Annotated in this window: 21 protein-coding genes and 9 pseudogenes; 11 read left to right on the top strand and 19 right to left on the bottom strand. The window is 68.4% G+C overall.

Translation table 11 applies throughout. From position 1 onward, the window contains the following. The first annotated feature begins 480 nt into the window (after window positions 1-480). Window positions 481-768, top strand: a complete 288-nt coding sequence (locus AB0L59_RS10835; protein WP_365581566.1) for an alcohol dehydrogenase catalytic domain-containing protein — start codon at window positions 481-483, stop codon at window positions 766-768. A gap of 101 nt (window positions 769-869) precedes the next feature. Next, window positions 870-1751: an alpha/beta hydrolase gene (locus tag AB0L59_RS10830; protein ID WP_365581564.1), complete on the top strand. Its 882-nt coding sequence runs from the start codon at window positions 870-872 to the stop codon at window positions 1749-1751. Window positions 1752-1836: 85 nt separating this feature from the next. On the opposite strand, the gene AB0L59_RS10825 is transcribed toward AB0L59_RS10830, so the two are convergent. Next, window positions 1837-2717 (bottom strand): IS5 family transposase gene (locus AB0L59_RS10825; protein WP_365581562.1). Its coding sequence is split into 2 segments (ribosomal slippage): window positions 1837-2354 and window positions 2354-2717, totalling 882 coding nucleotides; the frame shifts between segments, so codons are not numbered across the junction. Window positions 2718-3026: 309 nt separating this feature from the next. Next, window positions 3027-4122 (bottom strand): annotated as a pseudogene (locus AB0L59_RS10820) (IS701 family transposase); the annotation flags it as partial. 188 nt (window positions 4123-4310) lie between these two features. Here AB0L59_RS10820 and AB0L59_RS10815 point away from each other — a divergent pair. Next, window positions 4311-5573 (top strand): ATP-binding SpoIIE family protein phosphatase, encoded by a 1263-nt coding sequence (locus tag AB0L59_RS10815; protein ID WP_365581560.1) that lies wholly within the window; start codon window positions 4311-4313, stop codon window positions 5571-5573. Window positions 5574-5904: 331 nt separating this feature from the next. Here AB0L59_RS10815 and AB0L59_RS10810 read toward each other — a convergent pair. Then, window positions 5905-7088 (bottom strand): annotated as a pseudogene (locus tag AB0L59_RS10810) (YbfB/YjiJ family MFS transporter). A 434-nt stretch (window positions 7089-7522) separates the two neighbouring features. Between AB0L59_RS10810 and AB0L59_RS10805 the strand changes: the two are divergent. Continuing rightward, a complete protein-coding gene (locus AB0L59_RS10805; protein ID WP_365581559.1) occupies window positions 7523-8131 on the top strand; it encodes a TetR/AcrR family transcriptional regulator in 609 nt (202 codons plus the stop codon). A gap of 147 nt (window positions 8132-8278) precedes the next feature. Here AB0L59_RS10805 and AB0L59_RS10800 read toward each other — a convergent pair whose 3' ends face one another. After that, window positions 8279-8899, bottom strand: a complete 621-nt coding sequence (locus tag AB0L59_RS10800; RefSeq protein WP_365581557.1) for a CGNR zinc finger domain-containing protein — start codon at window positions 8897-8899, stop codon at window positions 8279-8281. A 214-nt stretch (window positions 8900-9113) separates the two neighbouring features. Beyond that, window positions 9114-9518 carry a MarR family transcriptional regulator gene (locus tag AB0L59_RS10795; protein WP_365581555.1) on the bottom strand — a complete coding sequence of 135 codons (405 nt, stop codon included), beginning with the start codon at window positions 9516-9518 and terminating at the stop codon, window positions 9114-9116. 194 nt (window positions 9519-9712) lie between these two features. Between AB0L59_RS10795 and AB0L59_RS10790 the strand changes: the two genes are divergently transcribed. Continuing rightward, entirely contained in the window at window positions 9713-10930 is a 1218-nt protein-coding gene (locus AB0L59_RS10790) for a Fic family protein (protein WP_365581554.1), read from the top strand. Window positions 10931-11330: 400 nt separating this feature from the next. On the opposite strand, the gene AB0L59_RS10785 is transcribed toward AB0L59_RS10790, so the two are convergent. The 3 genes and pseudogenes from AB0L59_RS10785 to AB0L59_RS10775 all read right to left on the bottom strand — a co-directional run bounded on the left by AB0L59_RS10785 (window position 11331) and on the right by AB0L59_RS10775 (window position 13832). Then, on the bottom strand, window positions 11331-11873 hold the full coding sequence (locus AB0L59_RS10785; protein WP_365581552.1) for a helicase associated domain-containing protein: 543 nt from the start codon (window positions 11871-11873) through the stop codon (window positions 11331-11333). A gap of 429 nt (window positions 11874-12302) precedes the next feature. Next, window positions 12303-12440 (bottom strand): hypothetical protein, encoded by a 138-nt coding sequence (locus tag AB0L59_RS10780; RefSeq protein ID WP_365581551.1) that lies wholly within the window; start codon window positions 12438-12440, stop codon window positions 12303-12305. 85 nt (window positions 12441-12525) lie between these two features. Beyond that, window positions 12526-13832 (bottom strand): annotated as a pseudogene (locus AB0L59_RS10775) (MFS transporter). Window positions 13833-13928: 96 nt separating this feature from the next. On the opposite strand from AB0L59_RS10775, the gene AB0L59_RS10770 reads away from it, so the two are divergent. Beyond that, the gene (locus AB0L59_RS10770) at window positions 13929-14381 is read left to right on the top strand and encodes a helix-turn-helix domain-containing protein (protein ID WP_365581550.1); all 453 of its coding nucleotides are present in this window, start codon (window positions 13929-13931) and stop codon (window positions 14379-14381) included. Between the two features lie 243 nt (window positions 14382-14624). Here AB0L59_RS10770 and AB0L59_RS10765 read toward each other — a convergent pair whose 3' ends face one another. The 7 genes and pseudogenes from AB0L59_RS10765 to AB0L59_RS10735 all read right to left on the bottom strand — a co-directional run bounded on the left by AB0L59_RS10765 (window position 14625) and on the right by AB0L59_RS10735 (window position 18848). Further along, window positions 14625-15332, bottom strand: coding sequence for an SDR family oxidoreductase (locus AB0L59_RS10765; RefSeq protein ID WP_365581549.1), 708 nt, complete (start codon window positions 15330-15332; stop codon window positions 14625-14627). Between the two features lie 43 nt (window positions 15333-15375). Then, window positions 15376-15810 (bottom strand): GNAT family N-acetyltransferase, encoded by a 435-nt coding sequence (locus tag AB0L59_RS10760; RefSeq protein WP_365581547.1) that lies wholly within the window; start codon window positions 15808-15810, stop codon window positions 15376-15378. After that, window positions 15807-16172 carry a YbaK/EbsC family protein gene (locus tag AB0L59_RS10755; protein ID WP_365581546.1) on the bottom strand — a complete coding sequence of 122 codons (366 nt, stop codon included), beginning with the start codon at window positions 16170-16172 and terminating at the stop codon, window positions 15807-15809. The genes AB0L59_RS10760 and AB0L59_RS10755 overlap by 4 nt, the downstream gene beginning before the upstream one ends. Window positions 16173-16341: 169 nt before the next feature. Next, the gene (locus tag AB0L59_RS10750) at window positions 16342-16662 is read right to left on the bottom strand and encodes a transposase (protein ID WP_365581545.1); all 321 of its coding nucleotides are present in this window, start codon (window positions 16660-16662) and stop codon (window positions 16342-16344) included. Window positions 16663-17138: 476 nt separating this feature from the next. Continuing rightward, a pseudogene (locus AB0L59_RS10745) lies at window positions 17139-17435 on the bottom strand (transposase); the annotation flags it as partial. 169 nt (window positions 17436-17604) lie between these two features. Further along, window positions 17605-17756, bottom strand: a pseudogene (locus tag AB0L59_RS10740) (transposase); the annotation flags it as partial. Window positions 17757-18302: 546 nt separating this feature from the next. Beyond that, window positions 18303-18848 (bottom strand): DUF4232 domain-containing protein, encoded by a 546-nt coding sequence (locus tag AB0L59_RS10735; protein WP_365581544.1) that lies wholly within the window; start codon window positions 18846-18848, stop codon window positions 18303-18305. A 226-nt stretch (window positions 18849-19074) separates the two neighbouring features. Here AB0L59_RS10735 and AB0L59_RS10730 point away from each other — a divergent pair. Next, window positions 19075-19256, top strand: a pseudogene (locus tag AB0L59_RS10730) (hypothetical protein); the annotation flags it as partial. A gap of 268 nt (window positions 19257-19524) precedes the next feature. Here the strand turns inward: AB0L59_RS10730 and AB0L59_RS10725 are convergent. Both AB0L59_RS10725 and AB0L59_RS10720 read right to left on the bottom strand, forming a co-directional pair. Beyond that, window positions 19525-20134, bottom strand: a pseudogene (locus tag AB0L59_RS10725) (transposase); the annotation flags it as partial. Between the two features lie 160 nt (window positions 20135-20294). After that, window positions 20295-20738 carry a DUF1772 domain-containing protein gene (locus AB0L59_RS10720; RefSeq protein ID WP_365581542.1) on the bottom strand — a complete coding sequence of 148 codons (444 nt, stop codon included), beginning with the start codon at window positions 20736-20738 and terminating at the stop codon, window positions 20295-20297. A gap of 91 nt (window positions 20739-20829) precedes the next feature. Here AB0L59_RS10720 and AB0L59_RS10715 point away from each other — a divergent pair, with 91 nt between their 5' ends. Together AB0L59_RS10715 and AB0L59_RS10710 are read left to right on the top strand one after the other, a co-directional pair. Further along, complete coding sequence (locus tag AB0L59_RS10715; protein WP_365581540.1) at window positions 20830-21408, top strand: TetR/AcrR family transcriptional regulator; 579 nt, start codon at window positions 20830-20832, stop codon at window positions 21406-21408. 676 nt (window positions 21409-22084) lie between these two features. Next, window positions 22085-22210 (top strand): hypothetical protein, encoded by a 126-nt coding sequence (locus AB0L59_RS10710; RefSeq protein WP_365581539.1) that lies wholly within the window; start codon window positions 22085-22087, stop codon window positions 22208-22210. Between the two features lie 251 nt (window positions 22211-22461). Here AB0L59_RS10710 and AB0L59_RS10705 read toward each other — a convergent pair whose 3' ends face one another. Together AB0L59_RS10705 and AB0L59_RS10700 are read right to left on the bottom strand one after the other, a co-directional pair. Further along, the gene (locus AB0L59_RS10705) at window positions 22462-22827 is read right to left on the bottom strand and encodes a hypothetical protein (RefSeq protein WP_365581537.1); all 366 of its coding nucleotides are present in this window, start codon (window positions 22825-22827) and stop codon (window positions 22462-22464) included. Continuing rightward, window positions 22827-24076 (bottom strand): annotated as a pseudogene (locus tag AB0L59_RS10700) (IS256 family transposase). Before AB0L59_RS10700 ends, AB0L59_RS10705 begins: the two are co-directional and overlap by 1 nt. A gap of 133 nt (window positions 24077-24209) precedes the next feature. Here AB0L59_RS10700 and AB0L59_RS10695 point away from each other — a divergent pair. Beyond that, window positions 24210-24293, top strand: a pseudogene (locus AB0L59_RS10695) (IS5/IS1182 family transposase); the annotation flags it as partial. 199 nt (window positions 24294-24492) lie between these two features. Next, entirely contained in the window at window positions 24493-24954 is a 462-nt protein-coding gene (locus tag AB0L59_RS10690; RefSeq protein ID WP_365581536.1) for a pyridoxamine 5'-phosphate oxidase family protein, read from the top strand. Window positions 24955-25087 lie beyond the last annotated feature (133 nt).

Below are 25087 nucleotides of genomic sequence, written 5' to 3'. Positions count from 1 at the left end.
CGGTGAGTCGGCCGCCGTGCCGGAGCCGGTGTTCCTCCTAGGAAGCCTGCAGAAACGTCTCGAGGCAGTGGTCGGGATGCGCCCCGTCGCGGCAGAGGTGCCAGGGCAAGGCGCCGGCGAGCCACTCGGGCGGTTGGGGCCTCGCCCGCTGTGGCTGTTCGCCCTGCGGCACCGTCATGTGATCTGATCACCGCCTTGATGGCGATGCAGCGGCCTCTTGCACGCCCCAGACCCGCCTGATTTCCAGCGATCACGTAGTGGTGCACGGAGCGCAACCACGAACTGCACGTGATGTGGCGCTACGCCGGAGGTGACAGCATGTGTACACAGGCACCGCCTGCCAATGCGGCAGGTCTGACTCTGTTGCAGCAGTCATGTGGCGTGGCGCTCGGCTGCGCTGCGGCTGCCGATCTTGCTCTGGTCACCCCTCCCCCACCGCTGGGAGCGGCTTCACCGCAAGACTGCCAGGAGACGAGTTACATGATCGCGATTCATCTCGTTCAGTTCGGGGAGCCTGAGCAGAGCCTGAAAGTGGTCGACGTTCCCAAGCCACCGGCTCCCGCCGCCGGCCAGGCGCTGATCCAGGTCGAGTACGCCCCGCTCGACCACCACGACCTGCTCTTGGCGAAAGGCGTCTATCCGGTCCGCCCGGTACTGCCGAGCGTCATCGGCAATGAGGGTGCCGGCACGGTCCTGGCCGTGGGGGCGGACATCACCGACGTCCGCCCCGGCGACACGGTCCTGCTCCCCTTCGGCACCTTCGCCTAGGGCCTGTCCGACGGATCATGGGCAGAAGCCAGGAAAGTATGTGCAGGTCGCCCGGCGATATTCTGGGTGCGCTCCATGGATGACTATGACAGTCTCCGTGCATGTCGATCGTTGACGTGTCCCCTGAGGTGTCCATCGCGTACGAGAGTTTCGGCGACCCTGGAGACCCGCCAGTCCTGCTGGTGATGGGTTTCGGCGCGCAGATGCTCGCCTGGCACGAGGACTTTTGCCGAGCACTGGCAGACCGCGGCCGTTACGTGATCCGGTACGACAACCGGGACTGCGGGCTGTCCACCAAGTTCGACGATCATCCTGTGGACATGGGCAAGTTCATCGCCGCCGTCAGCTCGGGAGACATTCCCGCCGCCCTCACCATGGTTCCCTATCGGCTTCTCGACATGGCGGGTGACGGCCTCGGCCTGCTCACTGCGCTCGGTATCGAACGCGCCCACGTGGTCGGTGCCTCGATGGGAGGGATGATCGCCCAGGTGATGGCCCTCTCCTGCCCGGAGCGGGTGCTGACCTTGACGTCGATGATGTCCTCGACCGGCGAGAGCGAATACGGCCAGTCCAGCCCGGAGGCCCAGGCGGTGCTGTTCAGTCCCAAGCCCGCGGACCGCGAGGGATACGTTGCGGCGGCGGAGCGGGAACTGGTGTGGGCCTCCAAGCGATACGGCGACGCCTCGGTGCTGCGTGAGCTGGCCGCCGCGAGCTACGACCGCGCCTACTACCCCGAGGGGATCGGGCGGCAGCTCGGCGCGATGATCCTCAGCGGTTCACGTGCGGATGCACTGCGTGAGCTGCGGGTGCCGACGCTGGTCATCCACGGCCTGGACGACACGCTGATCGACCCCAGTGGCGGGAAACGCACCGCGGAGCTGGTGCCCGGCGCCGAACTCCTGCTGGTCCCTGACATGGGCCACGATCGCCCGCGTGCACTCTGGCCCGAGCTCATCGATGCCGTGGTGACCCATACCGGTTGAGCAAGCATGTCCAGAGCAGCATTGAGGGGAGATGCGGCCGCTCCGGTACTGGTGCCGGCCTCGAGTACGCCAGGTCTGGCCCAGATCATGGGCGCAGCCAGAGTCGAATCGAGGCGATGATGATGGTGCCGTGGAAGATGTAGGCACGCTTGTCGTACCTCGTGGCCACGGCCCTGCAGTTCTTGAGCGCATTGATCGTTCGCTCGACTTCGTTCCTCCTTTTGTAGATCGTCTTGTCGAAGCCCGCGGGTCGGCCGCCCCTGCTGCCGCGGCTCCGGCGGTTTGCCCGCTGGTTCTTCGGTTCGGGGATCGTGTGCTTGATCTGGCGTCGTCGCAGGTATCGGCGATTGCGGCGCGAGGAGTACGCCTTGTCACCGCCGAGATGGTCCGGTCGGGTGCGCGGACGTCCGCCGTCGAGACGGGCGACTCGGACACGTTCCATGATGGGGATGAACTGCCGGGCGTCGCCCCACTGGCCCGGCGTGATCAGCAGGGCCAGCGGGCGGCGTCCGCCTTCCCCAACGAGGTGGAGCTTGCAGGTGAGGCCGCCCCGAGAGCGTCCGAGCCCCTCGTCGGAGCGGTGCTGCCGGGGCGTTGATCTTTTCCCGGCACCCGCGGGCGTCGCTTGCGGGCGCCGGCAGCGTGCTGGTGAGCCCGGCAGGAGGTGGAGTCCACGCTCACCATCGACCAGTCGATACGGCCCTCCGCGTCGGCGTCAGCCAGGACAGCAGCGAAGAGCCTGTCCCACGTGCCGTCCGCCGACCAGCGTCTGTGCCTCTCATACACGGTCTTCCACTTGCCGAAACGCGCAGCCAGATCCCGCCAGGGCACCCCCGTGCGATTCCGGTACAAGATCCCGTTGATGACTCTCCGATGGCTCACCCAACGACCACCCCGCTTAGCGGACCTCGGCAGATGCGGCTTCAGCCGGGCCCATTCCTCGTTCGACAGATCTCCCCGCCCCACGGACAGGCCAACGAGCCAGGCCCGCGACGGTCACATGATCCGTTGGACAGGCCCTAGTCGTTCGCGGCACCAGCGCACCGCGCGGGCCTCTGTCTGTGCAGGAGCTCACGGCTGGCGTGCCGCAAGAGGTCACCGTGCAGCCCCAGATACCGGTGGCGGACGCTGGAGAGTGCCGATCTACCGCTAGACCTGGCCGGCCCATCGTGCTCAAGGCATCCCTCCGGCGTCCCGAGCGCCCAACGTCACGAGCGACGCCCGAACGGCCCTCGGTCCGGATGCGAGGCCTGGAGCCGCCGTAACAACGGATTGGTCGTGCTCGATGCGCCAGCGGAGTTTGGCCAGCCGCACCAAAGTCGCCGGGGGCAGGTTGGAGAGCCGGAACTGCACCGGCTCGCTCTCGCCGGCCACTTGGCCAGCAGCCACCGTTCGGGCAGCTTGGGATCATCGGCAGCCTTGCGGATGCCGCCTCCGGCCGGGCGGACCCTGAGGACGACGAAGCGCGAGTACATGCGCTTGAAACCACTGCGGCCCTTGCCCTGGCGGGATCCTTCCCGCCAGGAGACCGGCCGTGCGGCCGCCTTCCCTGCCGCGACGACCAAATCCTTCATCGTCTGCGCGGGCTCGGATACTGCTCTTTCGATGGCCGTCCGGCGCCCGCATAAACCGGCTGGACGGGCCGGGCGTCGGCCGGATGCGCGGTGTGCCGGCCGGAGACACCGACCGCAGAGGGAAGATCCCGTTCCTCCAGGCCAAGGCGGAAGGCAGCGGCATCGCCGTAGCCGGCGTCCGCGACCACCAGGGGGACATCGATGCCCCACGACCGTGTCTCGTCGATCATGTCCAGGGCCAGCTGCCACTTCTCCGCATGCCCCAACTGGGCAGGAATCTTGCAGCGGGTGCGGCGGGCGACCTTGTCCGCATCCGCCACCGCAGAGGCTGGATACCACGAAGCCGGCATAAACAGCCGCCAGTTCACCGCGGCCGAGGCGTGATCGCGGGCCAGGTGCAGCGAGACACCCACCTGGCAGTTGGTGACCTTGCCCGCGGTCCCGGTGTACTGCCGCGACACACATGCCGAGGCGTCCCCGTCCTTGAGGAAGCCGGTCTCGTCGATGATCAGCGCTTCCGGGCCGATCGCCTCGTGCATCCGCCAGGCCAGCCGGGCCCGCACATGCGCCGGATCCCACGGGCTGGAAGTGATGAAATGCGCCAGCGCCTGCCGGTTGCCGTCCTCGCCCAAGCGAGCCGCCATCGGCTCCACCGACTTGCGCCGCCCGTCCAGCAGCAACCCGCGCACATACGCTCGCCCCCAGCGCCGCTGATCGGCACGGAAGAACCCGTCGAACAACCCCGCCGCGAACGCCTCCAAGTCCTCCCGGACTTCCGTAGTCTCCTCAGGTGTCACACCAGCCCAACGACACCCACGAGCAAGCAGACACGCCACTCACGAGTGAAGATGACCAAGCCCTACTAGGATTGAGGTAGAAAACTGCAGGTCAGACTGCCACTCCTATGGGCTTCTCATCTCGCTACGCTGGAGATTCTCAATCGATGTCACCAAGCTTTCTCATCTGAAGTCACCGCTTATGCGCTGTGAACGGCAGACTGCGCAAAGATCTGACGGTGACCTGCTGCGTCGTGTCACTGGACACCGTGGACGGCACTGCGGAAGTGGCCCTGGCCGGCCATCCTCCGCCCCTGGTAGGCGGGCCCGACGGAAAGATCGGCGTCCTGGAGGCCCCAGCCAACGTCCCCCTGGGCGTGTGCCCTGCAGGCGCCTATCAGGGACGGGAGCACACCCTGGAGTCCGGTGCGCTGCTGATCCTGTACACCAACGGTCTCGTCGGCTGGGACACGGCCGATGCCGAGGCCCGCAGCCGGGCACTGCTCGGCTCGGGAGACCAGGGATCGCCCCTTGATCTCGAGCAGTTGGCGGACGCGGTCATCTCCGAGGTGTCCGCGCCGTGGCAGCGGCGCGACGACGCCGTCCTGCTTCTCGCCCTGTACGAAGGGACGAGGGACCAGGACGAACCCCGGGTGGGAAGGCTGCACATTCAGCGTCACGACCTGCGCGGGGTCAGGGAGGCACGCACGTTCGTGCACGACCGCCTGGCTTCGTGGGGGCTGGACGCCATGTCGGACGCGATGGAGTTGGTCGTCTCGGAAATCGTGACCAATGCGCTCGTGCATGCCGGCAGCGATGTCGACGTGCGTCTGCGGGCGTTCGCGGATCACATCCGCCTCGAGGTACGCGATTCGGACACCAACCCCCCGGTTCCCTCACGCATGTCACTGACCGAGGAGACCAACGCGGAAGCGGAACACGGCCGAGGTCTGCTCATCGTCGAGGCTCTGGCCGAGATGTGGAACAGTTCCCCCAATGGGCTGGGCAAGACGGTGTCGCTGAACATGCCCATCACCCTTGACCGAATCGGGCGCCGGGGCACCGGCCAGACGCCCTTCCACCCGTCGTCACTGCCGACACGTGACGGCGGTGTCACCTCAGCGACGTCCGCGAAGGAAAGGCGCACTGGGAGAACGAGATCCGAATGTCGTGGTCCTTTCCGTTCCCGAACGTCGGCCGAGCCGAAGCTTTCGACGACGTTCCGGGTGTCAAACGGCGGGGTACTCAAGGGAGTCACGACACGCCTCCCCCCACCACTGGGCCCATTCCGCGGCATTCCGATGCGTGTCCGGTGCAGGGGAGTCCGTGTGCCTCTCCCCACCCTGTCGCCGGGCAGCCGCCGGAGGAGCCGTCATGACGGTACCGGGAAGACGGATGTAGCGCAGCCTTGGAAGACCGTCTGCAGACTCGGGACGCTTCATGGCCTCTCCCCGCCAGGTGTCGATGTCTGATGCCCGCAGCGCTCACGGCACACGCCGGTGCGCCGGGCGAGGCGATTGCTCGGGACAACCGCCGACGGCCACGGCGCATTCCCTGACAGCCGGAGGCCGCCCACGCCCGGGTAATGACACCGTACGATCCCTGATGGGTCGTCACATCCGGGGGCCTGTTGGTGTGGGGGCGTCCCACCGATCGGGCGGAGAGGGGCCGGCAGCACCGGTTCCCGTGGCACCGCATCGTGCGGCGGGCCCAGTGCTCACCGCTCCGACCGTCCACTCGGTCCGGGAGGCGGCAGCGTCCTGTCGTACCCTCGGAGCCTGCCGCGACGCGGGCGGCCAGTGGTCACTCGACCGCCTGGGTTTCGCCCGTGTCCGGCGGGCTCAGCCCGTGTTCCGCAACAGGCTCCTGGCTCGTCCCCTGGTGCCGCGAGGCGGGCAGGTGGTGGGGGAATCCGATGCGCAGGACGAAGGCGGCGAGCGCCGCGGCCGGCACCACGACAGCGGCCAGGACGAACGCCTGGTGACAGCCGTGGTGCAGCAGGGGGGTGACCACGAGGGGGCCCAGGATCTGGCCGACCGAGTACCCGGCGGTCAGCAGCGCCACGGCACGGGGAAACCGCAGGGGCGCGCCTGCTCCGAGAGCCAGGGTGCTGACGCCGATGAAAGTGGCGCCGAAGAGCGCCGCAGAGATGAGTGCGGCGGTGACCCCACCGACCAGAGCGGGCAGCGCGATGCCCACGGCCTGCACAGCCAGCGCGGCCAGCAGCAGGTCCGGACGGGACCAACGGCGCCCCAACGCCGCCCAGAGGGCGGAGGAAGGGATGGCCGCCAGGCCAACGAGCACCCATGCGCCGCTGCCGATCCAACCGGGCGAGGTCTGTTCGATGGCCACGACCAGGAAGGTGCCTGCGATGACGTAGCCGACGCCCTCCAGTGTGTAGGAAGCGAACAGGGCACCGAACCAGCGATGGGTACGCGGACCTGACGCCTCTTGCTGTGTCTCGGGCGCGGACGCCGTCCGCTGCGTGGTCGGCTCGGGTCGCAGGCTCCAGGCGGCGGCGGTCAGTGCGACAGCCAGAGCCGCGGAGGCCCACCACGCCGTCTCCCAGTCACCGACCGTACGCAGGACCAGGAAGAGCACTCCCGACAGGCGATGCCGGCACCGACACCGCCGAACGCCCAACCGGGCAGGTGGGCGGGATGGTCGCGCGGATGGCTGAGCAGTGAACTGACGGCGATCACGAAGATCAGCGCGCTGAACACTCCCGCGCCCAGCCGCAGGAGCAGCCAGACGGCGGTGCTGTGCGTCAGGGGCATCGCCGCGAGAGAACCGCCGAGCGCCACCATGCAGCCACGCAGCACGGCCGTGGAACGCACCAGGGCCGGGAGCAGTGTCCCGGCCAGAGCCCCGATCAGGTACCCCACGTAATTGGCGGTCGCCAGGTTGGCTCCCGCCCCTGCCGACAGACCGGCCTGGGTGTGCATCAACGGCAGGATGGGGGTGTGCACGAAGCGGCCGACGCCCATGCCGGCCGCAAGCGCGACAGCCGCCTGGGCGACGTGGACCCACGGCGAACGCAGCAGCCCGCTCGCGGCGTGCGGGTGGCCTTGTGACGGTGTCGCGGTCATGCGATCTTCCTCAACGGTCCTCGGAGCCTCAGGTACGGGGCAGAGAGCTTTGCCGATGGTCCGGCGCGGCTTCGAGGCGTCGCGGGGGTCATCAGCTGCGGCAGCATCGCGAAGGGGTGCGGTGCGCCCGCGCTCGTGGACACGTCGGTCCCGTACCGAGGGGCCGTACCACCGCCGGCTCACCATGCCCCGGAATGCGCCGGTACCCCTGGACCTTCCACGACCGCGTTTCTCCCTGCTGAGAGGCTCGGCCCCCTACAGGACCCGGTTGCCGGCGGAACGAACAGAGAGGACGTCTAGCCGTCATAGTCGGTCGGTCGTATACTGTGGGTATGGGCCGGACAAGTGACGCGAAGGAAAAGATCCTCACCGCTGCGCACTCACTGATCGAGCAGCGCGGCTACTCCGCTCTGGGCGTGGCCGAGATCTGCAAGACGGCAGGCGTACCGAAGGGCAGTTTCTACTATTTCTTCGAGTCCAAGGAAGCCCTTGCGCTCGCGGTGATCGAGGAACACTGGGCCGCGGAGCACCGCGCGTGGACCCGGATCCTGAACAGTGACGCCGAGCCGCTCGAGCGGCTGCGGCAGCTGTTCGAGGCCACGCAGGCCACGCAGCAGGCCGGCCAGGAAAGCTGCGGAGTGATCTCGGGCTGCCTGTTCGGCAACCTCTCCCTGGAGATGAGCAACCAGACCGAAGCCATACGCGAACGGCTCCAGCAGATCTTCGAAGCCCAGGCACAGATGGTCGACAGCGTCATCACCGAGGCTCGTGAGCGCGGCGAGGTCACCGTGCAGGACACACGCACAGCCGCCCAGTCGATCGTCGCCCAGCTCGAGGGCCAGGTACTGTTCGCCAAGCTCTACAACACGACCTCACCACTGGCCACCCTGTGGACCAACTGCCTGGCCCTGCTCGGCGCCCACGCACCGGCCCGGACCTGAACCCCACCCGCAGGCCTCGCGAACCAGCACCACCACTCACACGAGTGCCACCGCAGGCCCACCCACGCGCAGGGACAGCAACCTGCAACACCGCATTCCGCTGACAAACCGCCGACCAACCTCCGAGAGGCCCGGCCGACGCCCGCTCTACCTGCCCGGCCGCACCGGCGACGCCGCCCGCGCCTCGTTCCGCTTGCGCGCACGATAAGCGGCGGCCTTGATCCTGTTACCGCACGGATCCATGGCACACCACTCCCGGCGACCGCCGTGCGACCGGTCGAGATACACCTGAGTGCACTCGCCCCTGCTGCATTCCTTCAGCAGCGCCGCCTCCGGCCCGCCAAGCAACTCCACGGCCTGCCGGGCGATCGACGACAACGCCTGCCGCGGCGAACCCTCGACCTGACGACACCCCCGTCGGACGAGCCGCGGAACAGCGGACGGCGTCCGGGCGGTGTCGTTGACCAGCGCCAACGCATCGGCGTCCCAGTCCTCACCCTGCAGCGTGGCCACGATCAGCAGATAGATCGCCTCACGAAGAGCAATCGCCTGCCGCACATCGGACGGCTCACACCGCGCGTCCCCGTCGACGACGCCCGACTCACGGAACCAGGCCTCCAGACTCTCCGCAGACGTGAGCATCTCGGTGGGCACCGCGTTGCGCCGCGCCCGCAGCGTGCCCACGAAATCCAGCACTGGAGCCCCGCACTTGAACGTATGCACCATGTCACCATTCTGACAGGTGACGAACACCACGGCAAGCAGCATCACCCACACCCGACGACGCCCCGCCGCCGCTCGGACTCCCGGCCGGCGGCGGGGTCGGGAACAAGATCATCGGCCACCTCGAAGACCATGCCTGCGAAGACCACCCGCCATCAGCCGACAGACCGATCTCATTCTGAAACGATCAGTAGACCCCGGCCACCCGCTAGGAGAACGCCCCCGACTACCAGGCTTGGGACACATCGCCTGCCAGTGGTTACGACTCCCCTGACGTTGCGGACACGACCTGGCCGAGGGCTATGCGCTCCAGCACCTGGGTGGCCGCGGGCATGTCACAGCCCTGGAGACGGGAGAAGATGTGACGCCGCACGCTCGCGAGATTCGTGGGCCATGCCTGCTCGAGCTGTTCCCAGCCGGAACCGGTGAGCACCGCGAGCCAGGCCCGCCCGTCTTCGGGACACCTCTGACGCAGCACCAGGGACTGCTTCTCGAGGCGGTTGACCACTCTGGTCATGCCGCTCAGCGAGAGCCCGCAGGCGTGGGCCAGTTCACTCATGCGCAGCTGATTGCCGGGCGCTTCCGAAAGGTGGACCAGCACCATGTACTCGCCGCTGGTGATCGACTGCTCCTTGAGCATGTCGGCGTCGACGATGCGGGGCACTTGCGCGATCACCCTGCCGAGAGCGCGCAGGAAAGCCTCCTCCTCGTGACTGAGAGGCTCGCAATCTGACCTGGGACGAGGTGGACCCCGCCCGCCATCCTTTCGACAGCGAGGCAGCGGCACGGGTGGTCAGATCGCTCGGGCCGGCCGGGCGGGTGCCCCGACGCCCCGACGTACCGCCGGGTGACCAGGCCGTGCACGACTGGAGTTGGGAGGAGGCCGGGCCCTGGGCCGACGCCATGACCCACGCACTGGCCGAGCACTACGGCCGCTGGGCCGCCGGCTGGCGCTGGGCGCACGACGAAGGGGACTTCGACGGAGGGCCGGTCGGCAACTGGTGCCGCCCCCGGTACTCGGTCACCACCCCGGACGAGACCCTCGACCGGGTGACCGCTGCACTGTGCGAGTGGCGGGAGTGGCTGGAGAGCCTGGCCGCACGGTTCGAGGCCTACCCGCTGGACCTGGCCGGCATCGACGACCAGCGGATCCTGTGGGACCGCACCGCCCGCAACCTGATCCTGCACGTCACCGACCGCACCGGCTGCGGCAGCGGCTGGTACGCGCACTGCCACCAGGTCCTCGGCTGGTTCCTCAGCCGCTGGGGCGTCCCAGCCGACGAGGCCGAGCGCCTCGTGGAGCGGGCGATCGGCGGCCGGTTCGAAAGCTGGACCGGTCCCGACCCGGTGCTGGTCGAGGACATCGCCGAACAGCTCGCTGCCGCCGTACAGCCCGACGCGGACACCCGAGCCTGCGAGTCGCCGCTACCCGACCACCTGAAGCGCTGGCTCGCCGTGCGGGACGCCGTGCCGTGGCATGAGGCCGCCGGCAGCACCGGGGACGCACCGGTGACACCAGTGCGCGACGGAATGGCGGAGGAGATCCGCGCCTTCGACGCGATCCTGGATCCCGCCCGCGGACAGGGCCTGCTCACCGCCCTTGAGCTGATGCGGGTCGACGCCGCGCGCGGCGCCCGGCTGGACTTCGACCTCATCCAGCGCTGGCAGCAACACGTCCTGGCCACACCCGGGCCGCCACCGTTCCGCAACCTGCCCGCCTTCGCCAAAGGCGGCCGGGAACGCTACGGCATCGCCCCGGACACCCGCGCCCGTCTCGACGCCTGCCTCACCGAAAGCACCAAGGACGCCACCCGGCCCCTCCCGCTGACCGCCCGGGCCGCACGCGCCTTCCTCGACGTCTGCTTCTTCCACCCCTTCGACGACGGCAACGCCCGCTCCGCCCTCCTCACCCTCCTCTTCGTACTCGCCCGCGAAGGCGTCGCACTCGACAGCGTGCGACTGCTACGCCGGATCTCCTTCCACGCCGACGACCCACAAGACGCACTGATCCTCGCCCGGTACATCGACTTCCACCTGCGCGAAACCCGACGACGAACCACCAACCCGACCCCCTGAACGGGTGGCAACCTCGCTGGCTGTGCCCGCACCAGTCGGGGCAGCGCGCTTGCACCAGAACGGCCGGAACGGCGTCCTCGGCCGTCCAGTCCTCCTCGAACAGGGCGGCGACCAGGCGTACGTGGTGGTTGGGGAGCTGGCCGGCGTGGTGCTTCGTGCGGGCCTTGGCTGGCCAGGCGCCGATCTTGACGGTGTCGCCGTCGACGCGGATCGTCTCGCGCGCGGCGGGGATGCGGCCTTCGCGGTGCAGGAAGAGCTCCAGGAGCTGGACGGTCTGGGCGAAGGTGCGGCGGGCGCGGCGGGCGGGGGGCGGGGGGGTGGTGTCTGGGGTGAGGCCGATGACGGTCATCAGCTGCTGGCCGGGGGTGAGGGCCGGCCAGGTGGTGAGCTGGCGGTGCAGTCAGGAGCCGATCTTGACCCCGACCAGGAGGGTGCGCGGGTGAGGGCGGACGGGGTCGGCTCCGGCGGCGAGGTGGGCGCGCAGCAGGTGGTATTTGCGGTGCCAGTCCGCGCCGTGCGGCGGGCGCCAGTCGGGGGCGAGGGCGGTGAGGGCGTCCGCGCGTGCGGTGTCGAGTTCGTTCTTGGTGGCGAAGTGGTGTTGTTCGGCGAGCCAGGCGCCGACGGGGGTGGTCGCGGGAGCGGCGAGGTGACCGTGGGCCCGGTGGTAGTCGGCTGCGGCGGCCAGGCGGGCACGCCAGGCGGCGTCGTGCTTGTCCCAGATCATGCCCAGCGCGTCGAGCTCGGCGATCCAGTTGGCGTCGAGGCTGCCGGCTTTAGCGGCGTCGCGCATGGTGGTGATGAAAGTGCCAAGCCGGTAGCCGGTGTGGTCGGCGAGGACGTCGAGGTGGCTGTACTGGTCGCGGTAGGACTGGGCGGCGGCAAGGCCGAGGCGGCGGGAGCGGGAGACGGTATGGGCACGGGGGTCGAAGGAGACCAGGTCCATCGCCTGGGCGATGCGTTCGGGGTGGACGGTGAAGTCGAAGTGCCAGCGCCGTGCGATGACGTCGCTGGTCTCGCGTGGGGGCGGTTGGCCTTGTCGGGGAGGCGTTCGAGGACGCGGTGGTCGTGGCCGGCCGGCGCGCAGGTGATCGCCCAGACAGGTTCGTAAGGAGTGCCGAGGATGTTCTCGCCGTCGGCGCCGGGCGGGATGTAGACGGGGACGATCAGCGAGGCGGACTTGCCGGAGACTTCCAGGCGCAGCGGCCGAGGGCCTGGACGCAGCGGATGACGCTGCGGGTGGGGTCGGCGAAGACGATGGCATCCACGCTGGGGATGTCGAAGCCTTCGGCGATCAGGCGGGAGTTGGGCGAGGATCGCGCAGTCGGCGGCGGCGAAGCCGGCGAAGGCGTCGGCGCGCTGGGCGGGGGGGTGCTCACCGTGGGCGAAGAACAGCTTGGGGGGTGATGTCCGGGCACAGGCTGGGGTCGGTCCTGGCCAGCAGGCGCAGGGTGTGGGGCAGTTCGCGGGCGAAGCGGCGGGCGTCGGAGACGAGATTGAAGTAGACCAGCACCTTCTTCAGCCGGTGCCCAGCGAGCGACGGGCCGTCGATGAGCCGTGGTTGTCTGCTCGTTCAGCGCCCGAGCCGGGGCAGCCCGTCAAAGGCGCCTGCAGCATCGCTTACACGAGGGGTGCCGGTCTTCGCTGTGAGAGGGGACCTCGGCGGCGGGGTCCGGAGTGCCGATTCGAGTGAACGCCCACAGCACGAGCGCCAGGCAGCTGAACGCGGCGCCCAGTGCGCATACGGCGTACCAGCCGACCACGGTGTAGAGGGAGGTTGCGGCGATGCCACCGGTGGCGCTGCCGATCGAGTAGAAGACCATGTATCCGCCGATCAGCCGGCTGCCCGCGTCCGGGTGCAGCGCGTAGATCAGGGTCTGGTTGGTGACATGAACTGCCTGCACGGCGAGGTCGAGAAGGATCACCCCAACGACCAGGGCCCAGAGCGAGCTGCCGGTGAAGGACAAGGGCAACCACGAGGCGACGAGCAGTGTCAGGGCGATGCCGGTGGTGCGCCGGGAGAGTCCGCGGTCGTTCAGGCGGCCCGCCACGGTCGCGGCCAGGGCGCCGGCGACGCCGACCAGTCCCAGTGCCCCGATCGCGCTGTGGGACAGGAAGTACGGGGCTTCGCTGAGGGGCAGCGCGATGCTGCTCCACAGGGTACTGAAGGCGGCGAAGATCAGCAGACCGAACAGGGCCCGGAGCCGCAGCAGTCGTTCCCGTGCGAACAGGGTGATCGTGGAGCGGAGGAGCTGTCCGTACCGCAGGGTTGTCGGCTCAGCGTCACTGTGGCGCGGCAGCACTCGGTACAGGACCAGGGCGAGCAGGCGGTGAGCGTCGCCGAGGCGAGGTAGACGGAGCGCCAGCCCGCGAGATCGGCCAGGAGTCCGGATGCGGTCCGGGCGAGCAGGATTCCGATGACCACGCCGCTGGTGACCAGGCCGACGACCCGTCCGCGCTCGGCGGGACGGGCCAGTGTGGCCGCGAAGGCCACCAGCGTCTGCGTGACGACCGCGAGAAGCCCCACCGCGGCCATACCCGCGAGCAAGAGCGCCGCCGAGTGGGCGGCGGCTACCACAGCCAGCGCCACCACCAGGAGCAGCAACTGGGCCACGATGAGCCTTCTACGTTCGGCCACGTCGCCCAGAGGCACGAGGAAGAAGAGTCCCAACCCGTATCCGACCTGCGTGAGGGTGACCACGCTGCCGTCAAGTGCAGGGCTCATGGCGAGGTCGTGGCCCATGGTCACCAGGAGCGGCTGGGAGAAGTAGACGTTGGCCACCGCGGCCCCGCAGGCGACAGCGAACAGTAGAACGACGCCACGGGAAAGGACGAATGCGGAACCTTCCCCGCTTCGGGCCGCGGACCGTGGTGTCACAGCCTCACCGCTGTCGCGCATCAGTATCCACCTCTCCACACGTTTGGTTGCATCTTGCTACCGGTTGGCGACGGTACTCGACATTGGTAGCATGTTGCAACCATTGTGAAAGTGAGGGACGCCATGGTGAGTAGGACGCGCTTCGACGACAGCGAATGTCCCGTCGCCCGGTCGGTGGACGCGATCGGCGACTGGTGGTCACTGCTGATCGTGCGGGACGCCTTCGACGGAAGCCGCCGCTTCGGAGAGTTCCAGCGCAGCCTGGGCGTGGCGAAGAACATCCTCACCGCACGTCTGCGCACTCTGGTCGACGGCGGTGTCCTCGAAACCGTCCCCGCCTCGGACGGCAGCGCCTACCGCGAGTACGTACTGACTCCGAAGGGCAAGGCGCTCTTCCCCGTCATCGTGGCACTGCGGCAATGGGGCGAACAGAACTTCTTCGCCCCCGGCGAACCGCACTCGCAGTTGGTCGACCGCCGCCACGGACAGCGCCTCCACCCATTGGAAGTGCTGTCTGCGGACGGGCGCCGGTTGAACCCCGACGACACCACCGTCCACAAGATCGCCACCCAGTGATCTTGGCCGGGGACTCGACGCCGAGTTGCCGCCCGAGCGGCAACTCCCACGTGACGCCCGTCTCGTGAAAGCCGAGGTCAAGGTGCTGTGCCGACGGGAATGCCCTGGTCATGGGGGATGTCTGCATATCGGCCGAGGGTGTGTTCCTGTTCCCTGCCCTGCGAGGTGGCTGGTGTCGGGGAAGTTTCTCCGCCTCTCCCCTCGGTGGTCCGTGGCGGGGGACACGCCGTTGCGAGGGGGGTGTTACGGGCGCCGGGCGGAAGCTGTTTTGCCGGGAGTGAGCCCCAGGGCTGCCTTGGCCTGCCGGGTGCGTTCGTCGGCGAGGACTTCCGTCCGACCCGCTTCGACGGCGGCGAAAGTCTGCTCGGCGATCGCTTCCGGGGTGTTCTTGGGACCGGTGACATGGGCGGCCATGTCCGTGTCGATGTATCCGCAGTGCACACCGACGACGAGGACGCCGGTGCCGTGGAGTTCGCTGCGGATCCCGTTGCTCAGGGCCCAGGCAGCGGCCTTGGATGCGCTGTAGGAGCCCATCGCGGGGTTGGTGAACCAGCTCGCGATGGACAGCACGTTGACGATGGCGCCGGGCGGGTTGCCTATGAGCAGCGGGGCGAAGGCGCGACACATGGCGAGTGTGCCGAAGTAGTTGACCTCCATCTCCGCGCGGGCGGCGTCCAGGTCGGGCGCGGCCAGCAGGGGGCTGTCGGTAAGGACGCCGGCGTTGTTGACCAGCAAGGTCACGTCGGAGCACGTCTCGGCCGCCGCGGCTGCCTGAACGGGATCGGTGATGTCGAGGCGGACCGGTATCACGCCGGGCTCGCGGACTGACCGCGGGTCGCGGGCCCCGCCGTAGACGCGGTGTGCGCCGCGTTGCAGGAGCAGCCGGGCCCTCATCTGCCCGAGTCCCCGGTTCGCGCCGGTCACCAGTGCCGTCGCCCCCTGGATCTGCATGGTTTCCCCGTCTCGCCCGGCCGATTGGTCGACAGATTCCCGATCATGTAGTGGACCATTTGAGATGAACGGCGGTCTCGTGGAACCCCAGACCGCGATAGAAATCGGCCGCTCTGCGGGTCGGCACGGTCACCTCGACATCTTTCGCCTCCCGGGCCTTTGCCTGTGCGGCCCGGATCAGCGCGGAACCCGCACCGCGGCCCCGCTTTGGCTCGGCCACGGTGAGTTCGAGCAGTTCGAGGATCGTTCCGCCGGCGAACAGGGTGGGCACCCGCAGCGCAAGCAGGTACCCGACCACACACGAGTCCTGCTCGGCGACCAGGAACTCGGCGCTGCCGTCCGAGGCGGCCTCGATGATCCGGGGGAACGTGGCGTCGTCGAAGACCTCTCGGTCGGGCCGGTAGCTCGTCACGAACCCGCTCAGCAGACGGTAGATGTCGTCGGCGTCCGAGGGCGTAGCCTCGCGGATGGTCGTCATGTCGGCCCGTCCGCCGGGAGTTCGACGATCGACGCCGTAGCGGCCCCTGGGACGGCAGCCATGAGCTCCGCCGCCTCAATCTCGATGCTGCTGTCGCGCCGACCGCTGCCGCAGTGGACACGTCCCAGGCTGCTGACCGTCCAGTCGAACACCACCACCGCAGCCCGATCCGCGGACACGGGGCACACCCCGCCCGGCTGCATCCCCGCCCGCGCCGGCCGCCCGGCACCGGCGGGAGACAGGTCGCCTCGGCGGATCCCGGTCGCGCGGGCGAGGGCGCCGTACCGCAGCCGCGCATGGCCGGGCAGCACCGCCAGCAGGAGACGGTCCTCGGGGGTGACGAATTGTGCGAGACCATTCACCTCGCCGAGATTATCGTGCACTGTACGGGCGTTGATCGTCTTTTGCGGAGCAGAAGTCGGCCACGCCGCTCCACCGGGACGTATCCGCGGTTGGAATCGCAATCAAGTGAGGGGGACGAGCAGAGGCGTTCAGGGTTCTGGCAGCGATCTCATGAAAGCCGAGGTCAGGTCAGGGCCGTGCCAGGATGCGAGCTCGCAAGAGCGCGAAGAACGCGCGACCGTACATGCTTCTCTTGAAGAGCTTGACTCTGCAGACATGTCCTTCGACTACGCCCGAGCTGTAGGGCAGGATAAGTCCGGCAGTGACGGCGTCAAGGTCCTGACGGAGGAAGCTGCCGAAGGACCGGATCGACCGCTGACCGCATCGTTCGCCCTGGCGGATCCACTCGGTGAGCGGATGGCCCCGGCGGTTTCGGACCAGGTCGGTGAAGGCACGGGCGAGATTGCACGCTTCGGTGATGTCCGGGCAGGCCAGCGGGACGCGTTCCAACTCAGCGGCTTGAAGGTGAGAGCCTTTCGCATGGCCGCATGATCCATCCGCTGATGGTGCGTGGGCTCGGGATCGGTGGGGGCAGGGACGGCGGAGCCCTCGCGCAGTGTTCGCACGTAGCGGGAGAGCGTTGAGCAGCCGCCGGAGGAGCCGCGTTCGCAGATCTGGCCGTACAACTCTTTGGCGTTGGTGTGGCCAGCGGCGAACTGGGCCTGGAGGTGCGACTTGAAGCGGTCGAGGGGCACGTTCCGTCGGCCGCGGGCTGAGTCGAGCGGAACGTCGAAGTCGGTGTCGCGGTAACGGCGGACGGTCTTGCGGTCGAGTCCGAGACGGCGAGCGATCTCACTGACCGGGTAGCCGGTCTCGACCATGCTGCTGATCACCTCGTGCCGGCGTCGGACCCGGTCCACGATCAGCGTGGTCGGCGCGAGCTCCAAGGTGAGCTGCCGCGGTTGAGCCTGCCGCCGTTGTTCAGCGTATTTCCGCAGGCAGGCGCGGTGTTCGTGGCAGACCCGTTCGCCTGCGAGAGACAGGTTGCGCAGCAGGTGCCAGCGATCAGCCACCTCAGTGGCGCCAGGGGCGGCGTCCTTGACGGCACGGGTGTAGGCGCTCGCCCGGTCCCGGCACACGACCTCGGCACCGGCATGGTCACGGAGCCAAGCGGCCAGCGTCTCGGAACTTCGATCTGGCAGGACGTCGACGAGCTGATGGGTTTCGACGTCGACGAGGATCGTTCCGTAGCGACGACCGCGGCGGAAGGCGAACTCGTCCACGCCGAGCAAGCGGGGGGATCGGTCGGGCACGGCCGGAACATGCAGATGTCCGAGGAGCCACTCCGACCTTCTGGAACCGAGAGTTTCCGGCACAGTCGTGCCCCAGGCCGTCCACCCAGCTCGGCCGCCACGGAACGAAGCACGAAGCACAGGCTTGAGCTGGCCCTCTGAGTTGGACGCCGGACGGGCCGCGGGCGATCAGGGAGCGTAGGAAGGCCAGCCAGCGCCGTCCTCGGTGGTGGCCACGTCCAGGCCGAGGATCTCGCGGTGCCCGTCGGCGTTGGCGCCGACCGCGATGAGCGCGTGGACGTTGATGATGCGGCGGCCCTCACAAACGTCCTGTGTGAGCGAGTCCACCCAGACACACAGGTTGCCGTTGTAGCTGGTTCCGGCGCCGGAACTGACGTTTCCGGAGCTGCTCGTGGGCCCCGTTCCGCCGGTACCGCCCAGCCGGCCATCCCCATATATTCCTGCCCGTGCTTTTCTCCCACTCCTCGACCGACTTCGTCCCACCGCAGCGGAGCGGCACAGCCGCCGTAGCTTCCCAGCTGAGAGCGCGGGTTCCAGTCTCGTCACCCGCTCTTCTTGAAGCCCCAGGTCGGCGACCTGGGGCTTCAGCATGGGCGCGACAGTTTCGGCGTCCTCTCGGCAATCGGAGCATGAAGAGATCGGGCACTCGAAGGGCACGAACTCTCGCTGCATGCCTCGGGGCGTCCCCCGACGAATTCTGCCGGGGCTTCTGTGGGAGGCCGCGCGTGCCGCGTGTCAGAAGTGGCCACCGCACCACCCGGAGGCTTCAACTCATTCCGGTAGTCCGTCGGTGGCTACCAGCGATGCTGAAGGGAAGCTCAGCGGCCGTCCAGTTGGTTACAGACCGACCGGGTTGACGTAGGTACCCGGGCGGGTGGCGCCGTCCTGCTTGAGGATCTGGCCGCCGAACGGCCACTTCAGGGTGAAGTGCGTCGTCTCGTTCGGCGGGGTGACCAGGAACTTCGCCGGGACGAACTTCTCCTTCTGCGGCGTGGACTTGGCCACCGGGAGCAGGGTGATGCTGAAGTCCACCGTGTCCCCCTGCCCCAGGGTCAGCTTTTCGGGCTTCTTGGAGGAGCGCGCCAGCGACCAAGTGCCGTCGGTCTTCTGAGCGCCGACCATGTCGACACCGGCGAAGCCGGACAGGGTGCAGGTGTGCTTACTCCGGTTGGTGAACCAGATGTACGCCTGGGTCTGCTTCTTGGTCTGCCCCATCTCCGGCTTCGCGTCATCCCCCGTGGCGAAGCCGGCCTTCAGGTCGGCAGTGTGGCAGCGGGCCAGGGCGGCGGCCTTGGCGGGGGCGGCCGAGGCCGGGACGGCGGCAGCGGCAGTGCCGGCGACGACGATCGCTGCAAGGGCCACGGCGGTCAGCTTGCTCTTCATGAAGTTTCGGTTCCCCTCGAATACGAAACGGCACGCGAGGTCAGTGCGCGCCTACACACCCGAAGACGTGCAATGCCCGAGTCTGGTTTCATCTCCGTCCGCGGTGCGCCGGGCTGTTCGTGGCATTCGCGGGGTGACCGGCGGGGTGTGACGTAGAACATGGCCGGGACGCGCTGGGGTGTTCGCCCAGCCCCTGAGGCGGGTCAGGCCTGTTCAGAGGGAGAGGGACGTCGAAGGCGCGCTCGTCTTCGGCTGCCTGCTGTACCTGACCGGGCACCGGGAGTCCGCGCCGTCTGGTGGCAGCTCGCCGCCGGCGCCGGAAGCCGCGCCGCCGCGTACTGCCTGCACCTGCACCACCTCTGCCTGGGCGAGTCGAAGCGGGCCCGGCACCGGTTCTACCAGCTCACCCACTCCATGGCCGACACCGCGCCGCCACCCACTGTGGTAAAGGTCCTTCTGACCTGCCGGCCAGGCGGTGTAACCGCTGGCCGAGTCAGGCGGTTCAATGCGGGAGTGAACGATTCTCTATGGGGCCGGCTCCCGGTCGAGGGTCAGCGGGAGGTAGACCGCCTGATCGCAACTGGTCGCAACGTGCAAGCCGTTCTGGTGATGCGCGAGTGCGCCGACGGCCCGAAGCCGGGGATCCATGAGTGCGTGGACCTCCTCGACTGGCGTTTCACCACCTTGCGTGAAGCGTCCGGCGAGGGGTGAAGCCCTCTGGCTGGAGGTCGCGCCAGTTCGGGGTTGATTCGCTGGTGAGTCGTCGGCTTCTGAGGTCGATCATCGCGACGTGGATTATGGCTTCGGAGCGGTGGGAGTGGGTCTCGTAGTCGCGTGCGAAACGGTGCATCGGCCAGCCGAAGTTGCTCGACCACCCATTGTCGGGGGATCACCTCCAACCCTTTGACGCCAGGGTCGCCTGGGACGACCTCGACGTCGATTCCGAGTCGGGCGCCGTGGCCGATGGCTTTCGTTCGAGAGCCGGTGTGGGCCCCTGCCTTGGTTCACGCGAGGTTCGCGGCGGAGATCCGGGAGAGCATGTGGTTGCCGCCGGTGTTGTCGGAGACGCTCGCTGCGGTGGCCCACACGATCAGCAGCAGGCCGAGAGTTTCGACGCCGATGTGACGCTTGCGGCCTGCAATCTTCTTGCCCGCGTCGATGCCCTGGTCGGCCGCGGGCACGTTGGCGGAGGTCTTGACGCTTTGAGCGTCAAGCACGCAGGTGCTCGGCTCGACGCTGCGGCCTTCGGCTGCACGCACCAGGCGCCGCAGCAGACCGTTTAGCTGTCGGTTGCCAGCTGCCGCCCGGGGGTGGGGGTTGTGCGGCCACCGGCGCGGGGTCGGCCCGCGGGGTGAGCAAACCGAAGCCCTGTCGGGCTCACCCCGACGGGGCCGAAGGTTGTCGATGCACAGAGGCGAACCAGTGCATGTCCGGGCGACTTTGGCATCAGGTGAGGGCGGCGACCAGCAGGGTGAAGGCGGCGATGATGACGGTGACGCGGACGTAGTGGAAGCGATCCCAGCGGTTCATCTGCTCCTTCCAGTCCTCAGGCCGGTTCTCGGGTGTCCACGTCTTGTTCCGGTTGTTGATCGGGACGAGCAGCAGGAGCGACATGATCACGCTGACGACCAGCAGCGCGGCGGCGGTGATGACTAGGCCGGTGCCGTGGTGCCATCCGGCGATGGCCCAGATCGCTGCGAGGACGAGCGAGCCGATGTACCAGAACGGCATCACGGCGCCGAGCATCCGGCCGCCGTGGCTGTGGCCCATCTGGTTGGCGTCGTCGGGAAGGGCGTTGAGGATCGGGTTGATGACGAAGGCGACGGAGAACTCCACCCCCACCATCAGGCCGACGACCACAGTGGTGACGACCTCGAGCGCGTTGAGCATGATGCCCCCTCCTGGGTTCTAGCACTGCTAGATGATGAGGCAACGCTAGCGCTGCTATCGCTCGCTTGTCTAGCAATGCTAGAATCCGGTCATGTCGGTACAGGAACGCAAGCAGCGAGAACGGGCGGAGCGCGAGCGCCTCATCGTGGCGACGGCCCGCGAACTCGCCGAGCAGCAGGGCTGGGACGCGGTTACCACCCGCCGGCTTGCAGAGCGCATCGAGTACAGCCAGCCCGTCCTCTACAGCCACTTCCGCGGCAAACGCGAGATCATCGGCGCCGTCGCCCTCGAGGGCGCCGCCGAGATGGCCGTGGCGGTGCGAGCCGCGGCGTCCGCCGCCAACAGCCCGCGCGAGCGGGTCGCCGCCCTTGCCCGTGCCTACCTTGACTTCGCCGAGCGCAACCCGGCGGTCTACGACGCCCTGTTCCAGCTCGACGGCGGTCTGGCGTACGCGCAGGAGGACACCCCGGAGCCGCTGAAGGACGCCTTCGCCGCGCTGATGGAGAGCCTGGGCGAGGTCGCCGGGGACGGCGTCCACCCGGGGTTGTTCACCGAGGTTTTCTGGGCGTCCCTGCACGGACTCGCGACCCTGACCCGGGCGGGACGGCTGCCGCCGGAGGACACCGAGCAGCGGGTGGAACTGCTGGTGGACCGCCTCGCCGTGCTCTGACACACCATCCCGGCCGGCACACGGCCGGAGCCCTCGGACTCCGCCGCTTCCCGCCTACGGCAATGCTTCGGGTCCCGGCCTCCACACGGCGCAGCCGCAGGTCGCCGGGCCCCGCACCCCAGACGGGCACCCGCCAAGGACCTGTCAGCGCCCTCGAGCCCATGAACTCCGTGCTTGTCGGCTCGCCTCTCTGATCCGGGCGGCGAGCCGACAAGCACGGAGGCCGCATCCGCGGTCACACCTCCCATGACCGCAGAGACCAGCACTGACACCCGACGGATCACGCGATTCACAGAATGTGAATCACTCCGGACGGGCAGACTCGAGGCGCTCCGCCCAAAAATCGGCTGCTCCCACGAAGCCGCTTCAAGCCGCCCGTTCGAATCGGCGAGCTCGATACTGCCGCTGTCATCGGTGAGTTGCGTCAGCTGCACGAAGATGCCGAGCACCAGAACGTTGGCCGAATGCCGGCGGAAGGAGCTGTTCGGGGCACTGCTGTACCTCGAAGCCAATGCAGGAGCTCTGAAGAGCAAAGAGGCACAGCGCCAGGCCGCGGTCGCACGCGTGAGGTTGTGGGACTATCTCCGCGAGCAGGCCGGCCTGCACCAGGCGAAGGCGATCAGCGATGCGCGCGCGGCGGGCATGGAAGGGGCGGACCTGGTGCCCGACGCTCGCCGTGAACACCCCCAGTGCGGCGTACAACAAGGCGCAGCGCCTGAAGGCCGCCGTACTCACCGACCCCTCGGGAGAAAACCGGCCCGTACGCCGCACCACGGAAGCTGTTCTGCAGGCAGAGCGGTAGGCAACTGCCCGCGCCGCTGCTCAGCGGCGCGAAGAGGAAGAAGCAGCCCGCCGCCACGCACTGCTCGCTCCACTGGCACAGCGCCTGCTCGAGCACAGGACCGGTCTGGACGACGGAGACGAAGTCTCCTTCTGGCTGGACCAGATCCCCGCCACGCTGCCGACTTGCCAGAATCCCACCCAGATGGTCAGCCTCAAGACCTATGTCGAGGCTGTGGTGCGGGCGAGCGAGCAATTGTCAAGAGTTGTGGATCAGTTCGCTTCTTGATCGTGCTTCGGGGTGGCTTCCAGTTGTCGGCGCAGACGCCTGATTTCGGCGACGAGGCGGGGGACGCTCTCGCGTGCCGCGGCGATGAAGTGCGCGTTCTCGTCCCAGCGCTCGTCGGCGGCGTCGACATATCGGGGCTGCTGGACAAGGGTTGCGGCCACGATCTCGCCGTGATCGAAGCCCGGCCACCGCTCGCCGAGGCCACTGTCGGGCACGGTGCTCACGGCAACGAGGTTCATCGCATCGGCGTCGTCGAGAGCGCGGACGAACCACGGGCCCGGCGTCGCGGCGGCCGCGAGCTCGTCGAGTTCGTCCAGCTCCTCCTCGGTGAGCGGTGCGGGGGTGGTCATCAGGCCGCCGGCTCCTCGCGCTCGACCAGGACGCCGTTCTCGAACCGGGCCCCAGCCCGGACCAGGGCGACCAGGTGGGCGCCGGTGATCGCGCGCCAGCGAGCCTGGGCTGACTCGACGAGCTTGAACACCATCGCGAGGGCCGCGGCCGGGCTGCCGGCGCCCCGGGTGACCTTGGTCCGCAGTTTGACGGTGGAGAACGTCGACTCCATGGGATTGGTGGTCCGCAGGTGCATCCCATGCTCGGCCGGGAAGTCGTAGAACGCCAGCAGCTCCTCGGCATCTTCGGTGATCTTCCCGACCGCCTTGGGCCACTTGGCGCCGTAGGTGCGCGCGAACGCATCGATCGCCTTCTCGGCGTGAGCGCGGTCCTCGGCGTTGTAGATCTCCTGCATCGCCTTCCTTGCGCCCGGCTGGGCGGACTTCGGCGGGGCGTTCGTGTCGTTACGAGTATTGTGGCCCCAGCACCGCTGGTGCCGCCCGGCTGGGAACACCTGGCCGAGCGCGATCCACAAGCCCATCGCGCCGTCGCCGACCACCAACTCGGGGTCGCGCATGCCGCGCCGTCGGCAGTCGCGCGACAGGTCCGCCCACGACTCGGTCGACTCCCGCAGTCCCTCCGCCAGGGAGATCAGCTCCTTCGTGCCGTCGGCGCGCACACCGAGCAGGACCAGGATGCACGAGTGCGCCTGCCCGAGCCTCACCTTGGGGTGCATCCCGTCGGCCCACGCGTAGACGAGTCCCGGTCGGACAGGTCGCGGGCCTGGAAGGCGGCGTGATCCTCGCCCCACTGCTGTGTCAGCCGCGTCACCGTCGCCGACGACAGCCCGGCCGTCTAGCCGGGGAACTGCTCCAGCGCGGGCACGAAGTCCCCGCACGACAGGCCGTGCAGGTAGAGCAGCGGCAGCACCTCGCTGGCCCTGGGCGACTCGCGGCACGAAGGCGCCAGGATCTTCGAGGAGAACCGCTTGCGCTCGCCGGTCGTCTCGTCGACCCGCTTGTCGTTCACGCGAGGGGCCCGCACCTTGACCGGACCGGCGGCCGTTGTCACGGTCCGCGGCAGGTGGTGGCCGTTGCGGACCACCAGGCGGCGGCCACGTTCGTCCGTCTCGGCTGCCAACTCGGCTATGTACTGGTTGACTTCCGCTTCCGGGGCCGCGGCGAGCATGCGGCGGGCGCCCTCGCGGACGATCTCGCCGATCAGGGAGCCGGACCGGGCGGAGCCGTCGCCGGTGACCACGCTGAGCACGGGGCGTGCCTTCCCGACCCGCGCTGCAACACGGGCCTACTCGGTGACCATCACAGGATCATTCGGGAAGGTACGCCCTCCGCGCGCCTCCCGGAACCGATCCACAGGTCTTGAGCATTGCTCGATCACTGGCAAAGGCACCGAATCGTCGAACCGGTTCGGCCGCCATCGCTGGGTCGTGGAGAGAACAGTGTCCTGGCCGGCCGGGGGCCGGCGGGCAGGGTCTACGCAGTGACCCGCGGCCACCGTCCCTTCGTCTGTCCGCACAACACACGATGATCAGCGGGTAGCCACACCTGGCTGTCAGCCGGCCTGTACTGGCCGTCCCGAGTCAGAGCTTGAGGGGTTCATCGGTCGGCGGGCGTAGGTCCCTCGCCTCATGCACGCTTTGTGCCTGCTGGCTATGGTCGGCACTCATGCAGACCACGGGAATTGTTCGCCGCCAGGCGGCGGAGCGTAGGCGCGACACTCTGGAACGGCTCGTCACCGAGCGGGATGTATGGGTGTCGACATCGCATCCCGATCATGGGCCGCACCAGGTGCCGCTGTGGTTCATGTGGGATGGGCGAGCAGTGTGGATGTGCACCAGTGCGACTTCGGCGACTGCGCGGAACGTCCGCGAGGAACCGCGCGTGCGCCTGGCCCTGCCGGACACCTTCGACGTGGTGCTTCTCCAGGGTGAGGCGGAATGCTTCCTGGACCAGGACGTGCCCGGATACGCGGCCGAGGCGTTCACCGCCAAGTTCGGGTGGGACCCGCGTGGGGAGGAAGGTTCCTTTCTGTACATGCGCGTGGTGCCGAAGAGTGTCCGCGCCTGGCGCGGCGAACCGGAAATACGCGGCAGAGTCATCATGCGCGACGGGACGTGGCTGGAATAGTGGCTTTCCCTGACTGACGCGCCTCTCCTCACCAACAAGATCATTCGGACGGTGGCCGGCCTTCCGATCACCGCCACGTGGGTGGGCTACCTGGCCCTCAACGACGTGCGGCTCACCGCGGCGGGACGACGGC

It is taken from the genome of Streptomyces sp. NPDC052109, from assembly GCF_040680195.1.
In the GTDB taxonomy this organism is placed as follows: domain Bacteria; phylum Actinomycetota; class Actinomycetes; order Streptomycetales; family Streptomycetaceae; genus Streptomyces.
Note: the sequence above shows the minus strand (reverse complement) of the source record. Positions and strands in the feature narration are given on the sequence as shown.